The 5,140-nt window shown below is 59.7% G+C and carries 6 protein-coding genes; 3 read left to right on the forward strand and 3 right to left on the reverse strand.

Going from position 1 to position 5,140, the window contains the following annotated elements:
- Positions 1-1,603 (reverse strand): glyoxylate carboligase (gene gcl, locus DBR24_RS13350; RefSeq protein WP_128614995.1); only part of this gene is annotated, 1,603 nt, incomplete at its 3' end.
- 268 nt (positions 1,604-1,871) lie between these two features.
- Between gcl and DBR24_RS13355 the strand changes: the two genes are divergently transcribed.
- Entirely contained in the window at positions 1,872-2,312 is a 441-nt protein-coding gene (locus DBR24_RS13355; RefSeq protein WP_128614996.1) for a heme-binding protein, read from the forward strand.
- A gap of 209 nt (positions 2,313-2,521) precedes the next feature.
- Positions 2,522-2,980: a transposase gene (locus tag DBR24_RS13360; protein ID WP_123465843.1), complete on the forward strand. Its 459-nt coding sequence runs from the start codon at positions 2,522-2,524 to the stop codon at positions 2,978-2,980.
- Positions 2,981-3,090: 110 nt separating this feature from the next.
- On the opposite strand, the gene DBR24_RS13365 is transcribed toward DBR24_RS13360, so the two are convergent.
- Positions 3,091-3,699 carry a TetR/AcrR family transcriptional regulator gene (locus tag DBR24_RS13365; RefSeq protein WP_128614997.1) on the reverse strand — a complete coding sequence of 203 codons (609 nt, stop codon included), beginning with the start codon at positions 3,697-3,699 and terminating at the stop codon, positions 3,091-3,093.
- 133 nt (positions 3,700-3,832) lie between these two features.
- Between DBR24_RS13365 and DBR24_RS13370 the strand changes: the two genes are divergently transcribed.
- Positions 3,833-4,747 carry a DUF808 domain-containing protein gene (locus tag DBR24_RS13370; RefSeq protein WP_128614998.1) on the forward strand — a complete coding sequence of 305 codons (915 nt, stop codon included), beginning with the start codon at positions 3,833-3,835 and terminating at the stop codon, positions 4,745-4,747.
- A 128-nt stretch (positions 4,748-4,875) separates the two neighbouring features.
- Here DBR24_RS13370 and DBR24_RS32125 read toward each other — a convergent pair.
- On the reverse strand, positions 4,876-5,140 hold a 265-nt coding region (locus DBR24_RS32125; RefSeq protein ID WP_256591458.1), incomplete at its 5' end, for an MlaA family lipoprotein.

A 5,140-nucleotide genomic window follows, 5' to 3' on the forward strand; every position in this document is an offset into this window, starting at 1 on the left:
GGGCAGGGGCGATTTCCGAGGGTTCGAACACTCGCAGCGCCTTGCAGCCCAGGCCTTCGGCGACTGCGATGTGGTCAACCCCGTAACCGTTGAGTTCCGGCGCGTTCAGGTTATCGAAGGACAGCTGCACGCAGTAGTCCATTTCGAACCCGCGCTGGGCCTGGCGGATCAGGCCCAGGTACGAGTTGTTCACCACAACGTGGATGTACGGCAGTTTGAACTGAGCGCCGACCGCCAGCTCCTCGATCATGAACTGGAAGTCATAGTCCCCCGACAGGGCCACGACTTTACGGCTCGGATCGGCCTTGACCACGCCCAGTGCTGCCGGGATGGTCCAGCCCAACGGGCCGGCCTGACCGCAGTTGATCCAGTGACGCGGCTTGTAGACGTGCAGGAACTGCGCGCCGGCAATCTGCGACAGACCAATGGTGCTGACGTAGCAGGTGTCTTTGCCGAACACCTGGTTCATCTCTTCGTAAACGCGCTGCGGCTTGACCGGCACGTTGTCGAAGTGGGTCTTGCGGTGCAGGCTGGACTTGCGCTGCTGGCAATCCTGCAACCAGGCAGAGCGGTTTTTCAGCTTGCCGGCGGCTTGCCATTCACGCGCCACTTCGATGAACACGGTCAGCGCGGCAGCAGCGTCGGACACGATGCCCAGGTCCGGGGTGAATACGCGGCCGATCTGCGTGCCTTCGATGTCGACGTGAATGAACTTGCGACCTTCGGTGTACACATCGACCGAACCGGTGTGACGGTTGGCCCAGCGGTTACCGATGCCCAGTACCACGTCGGATTTCAGCATCGTCGCGTTGCCGTAACGGTGCGACGTCTGCAGACCGACCATGCCGACCATCAGCGGGTGATCGTCCGGGATGGTGCCCCAGCCCATCAGGGTCGGGATGACCGGGATCCCGGTCAGTTCAGCGAATTCAACCAGCAGATCGCTGGCATCGGCGTTGATGATGCCGCCACCGGCCACCAGCAATGGACGCTCGGCCTGATCCAGCAACGCCAAAGCTTTTTCAACCTGAACGCGGGTCGCAGTCGGCTTGGCCAGCGGCAGCGGCTGGTAAGCGTCGATGTCGAATTCGATCTCGGCCATCTGCACGTCGAACGGCAGGTCGATCAGCACTGGGCCTGGACGGCCGGAGCGCATTTCATAGAAAGCTTTCTGGAACGCGTAAGGCACCTGGCCCGGCTCCAGAACGGTGGTCGCCCACTTGGTGACGGGCTTGACGATGCTGGTGATGTCGACCGCCTGGAAGTCTTCCTTGTGCATACGGGCGCGGGGTGCCTGGCCGGTAATGCAGAGGATGGGGATCGAGTCGGCCGAGGCGCTGTAGAGCCCGGTGACCATGTCGGTACCGGCAGGGCCGGAAGTACCGATGCACACGCCGATGTTGCCGGCCTTGGTGCGGGTGTAACCCTCGGCCATGTGCGACGCGCCTTCGACGTGGCGAGCGAGGACGTGATCGATGCCACCGACTTTCTGCAAGGCGGAGTACAGCGGGTTGATCGCAGCGCCGGGAATGCCAAAGGCGGTATCAACCCCTTCACGGCGCATCACCAGAACGGCGGCTTCGATTGCTCTCATTTTGCTCATGGTTTTGTGTCTCTTTACGTTTTGTAATTGTATACAAGTGGCTTTGCGCAGAGTGTATTCACGGCGGACGGCGCAGGTCAATCCATTTTCTCAAGCGCCTGTTTCATTCGTCGGAAGCCGTATCTACTGTGGCTTTTCGTCGCATGTGGCGCTTTTCGAGAATTATTGTATACAAAAAAATAGCTCATTGTGTTCTATTTGTTGCATCGAACTGCGGCACAAAACCGCAGCCCCCCGACTTTCCCAATAACAAAATGAGGACGGCACCATGAGCGCTTTAACCTTGAAAGTCGCAGTCAACCTGGTCAACGAAGCCATCAGCGCCGGGCGCGCTATCAACGCTGCGCCGCTGACCATTGCGGTACTCGATACCGGCGGCCACCTGATCACCCTGCAACGCGAAGACGGCGCCAGTCTGCTGCGCCCGCAGATCGCCATCGGCAAAGCCTGGGGCGCTATCGCCTTGGGCAAGGGCTCACGCCTACTGGCGCTGGACGCCCAACAACGCCCGGCCTTTGTCGCCGCACTCAACAGCATGGGCCAGGGCAGCGTCGTCCCGGCCCCGGGCGGGGTGTTGGTTCGGGATCAGGCGGGGAATGTGCTGGGAGCGATCGGCATCAGCGGCGATCTGTCGGATATTGATGAGCAGGTGGCGATCAGGGCAGTGGAGGCGCTGGAGTTGAAGGCGGATGCGGGGGTGGCGGCTTGATCAGTAGCGTCTGACCAAAAGTCTTCGCGAGCAAGCTCGCTTCCACAGGTTTGTGTTCTGACACATAAAGTGTGAACACCTCAAATCCCCTGTGGGAGCGAGCTTGCTCGCGAAGGCGATTCAACGGACACATCTGGCTAACAGTCTTGACGATTCCTCCCCGTTTGCAGATCTAACCTTTCAGGTCATCGCTTGAAAGGGGCAAAGGAATGCCGAAACTGTCCGCTTCACATCGCTTGCGCTTTGGTCGTTACGACGAGCCCAACCGAATTTATCTGCTGACTGCCAATACCCTATATCGCGAACCTGTTTTCCACGATTTTGCGTTGGGCAGGTTGGTCGTTGACCAATTTCGCAGCGCCCAGGATCAGGACTTTGCTGACTCGTTGGCGTGGGTGGTCATGCCCGATCATTTCCATTGGTTGATTGCCTTGAAGCGGGGTTCACTTAGTGAGCTGATGCAAAGGACCAAATCCCTGAGCGCGCGGGCGGTGAATATGCATGCGGGTAGAAAGGGCCGTTTATGGCAGCAGGGATTTCATGATCGCGCGATGAGGCGGGAAGACGATTTGGTGAAAATGGCACGTTATGTCGTGGCTAACCCATTGCGGGCAGGTTTAGTACAAAAGTTTGGCGACTATCCGCTGTGGGATGCGATTTGGGTCTGACAGGCTAACCGAGTCGCTCCATTCGCGAGCAAGCTCGCTCCCACATTGGATCTGTGGCGTTCACAAATCCCTGTAGAAGCGAGCCTGCTCGCGAAGCAGTCACCGCAGTCTTACTGATCCGGCTCACACCCCTTCAACACCAATCGGATAATCGTCTGCGCTGCCGCTTCATAATCCGCCTCGTCGAGCTTGTCCTTGCCGGTGACCGCAGAGATCTGCCAGTCGAAGTCGGCGTAGGTCTGGGTCGCGGCCCAGATGCTGAACATCAGGTGGTTGGGGTCGATCGGGGCGATCTGGCCGCGGTCGATCCAGGTCTGGATGCAGTCGATGTTGTGCTTGGCCTGGCCGTTGAGTTGCTCGACCAGGTCGGCGCTCAAGTGCGGGGCGCCGTGCATGATTTCGCTGGCGAACACTTTCGAGGCAAAGGGCAGGTCGCGGGAGATGCGGATCTTCGAGCGGATGTAGCCGCTGAGCACTTCGCTCGGCACGCCGTCCGGGTTGAACGGGGTGGAGGCCTGCAGGATCGGCACGATGATGCTTTCCAGCACCTCGCGGTAGAGGTTTTCCTTGGACTTGAAGTAGTAGTAGACGTTGGGTTTGGGCAATCCTGCCTTGGCGGCGATGTCGCTGGTTTTGGTCGCCGCGAAGCCCTTGTCGGCGAATTCCTCGCTGGCGGCACGCAGGATCAGTTCTTTGTTGCGCTCGCGGATTGTGCTCATAAACCCGGTGGTTCCTTGCCTGTTCTGGCGGTTGCGCATGGTAGCACCGGCCTCGCGCGTGGCTCAAGAATGCCCGTGTGGCCTGCAGTCGCGGTATGCTGCGCGGCATTATTCACATAAGGAAACAAGATTCATGGCAGGAAGCAGTTTGCTGGTGCTGATCGACGATATTGCCACCGTTCTGGATGACGTGGCGTTGATGAGCAAGATGGCCGCGAAGAAGACCGCCGGGGTGCTCGGCGACGATCTGGCGCTCAATGCCCAGCAGGTCTCTGGGGTGCGCGCCGAGCGGGAAATTCCGGTGGTCTGGGCGGTCGCCAAGGGTTCGTTCCTTAACAAGTTGATTCTGGTGCCGTCCGCGCTGGCGATCAGTGCGTTCGTACCGTGGCTGGTGACGCCGCTGCTGATGGTTGGCGGCGCCTATCTGTGTTTTGAGGGTTTTGAAAAGCTCGCGCACAAGTTCCTGCACAGCAAGGCCGAAGATGACGCCGAGCATGCGCAACTCACCGAGGCGGTCGCTGACCCGACCACCGATCTGGTGGCCTACGAGAAGGACAAGATCAAAGGCGCGATCCGCACCGACTTCATCCTCTCGGCGGAAATCATCGCCATCACCCTCGGTACCGTGGCCGATGCCTCGTTGACCCAGCAAGTGATCGTGATGTCCGGCATCGCGATTGTCATGACCGTTGGCGTTTATGGCCTGGTGGCCGGCATCGTCAAACTCGACGACCTGGGCCTGTGGCTGACGCAGAAATCCGGCTCGGCAGCAAAAAGCATCGGCAACGCGATCCTGCGCGCCGCGCCGTACATGATGAAAGGCCTGTCGGTGATTGGTACGGCAGCGATGTTTCTGGTCGGCGGTGGCATCCTCACCCACGGCATTCCTGTGGTGCATCACTGGATTGAAGGCGTTGGCGCAGCGGCGGGCGGTGCCGGGTTTGCGGTGCCGGTGCTGCTCAACGGCGTGGCGGGGATCATCGCGGGCGCGGTGGTGCTGGCGGTGGTTTCGGTGGTCGGCAAAATCTGGCGCGCCTTGAAGAGCTAACCAGCGACACAAAACAAATGTGGGAGCGAGCTTGCTCGCGAAAGCGGAGTATCAGTCGACTTAAACGTTGACTGGACTACCGCATTCGCGAGCAAGCTCGCTCCCACACTGTTTTGTGGCAGCCGTTTTTACTCGGCAATCTGCAACTTGCGTGACTCGGTGTACACGTAGCGCACTTTCTCGTACTCGAACGGCGAGTTCATCTGGCCGTAGCGGAAGTTGGTCTGGTAGCGCTTGTCGACGGCGCGCAGGGCCCAGACCTCAGGATGGTTGGAGCTGACTTCCGAGACGTTCAGATAGTTGATCGCCGATTCGGCGGTGTAGTCCACCGCGAGCCCGGCGGTATCGCGGATGTTCGACGGGCCGAGAATTGGCAGCACGAAGTAGGCGCCG

This window comes from Pseudomonas sp. HMWF006 (assembly GCF_003061205.1).
GTDB lineage: Bacteria > Pseudomonadota > Gammaproteobacteria > Pseudomonadales > Pseudomonadaceae > Aquipseudomonas > Aquipseudomonas monsensis.

Coding starts and splice junctions, on each gene's coding strand:
- DBR24_RS13360 (WP_123465843.1), top strand. CDS start 2,522: ATGCCGAAACTGTCCGCTTCACATCGCTTGCGCTTTGGTCGTTACGAC.
- DBR24_RS13370 (WP_128614998.1), top strand. CDS start 3,833: ATGGCAGGAAGCAGTTTGCTGGTGCTGATCGACGATATTGCCACCGTT.
- DBR24_RS13365 (WP_128614997.1), bottom strand. CDS start 3,699: ATGAGCACAATCCGCGAGCGCAACAAAGAACTGATCCTGCGTGCCGCC.
- DBR24_RS13355 (WP_128614996.1), top strand. CDS start 1,872: ATGAGCGCTTTAACCTTGAAAGTCGCAGTCAACCTGGTCAACGAAGCC.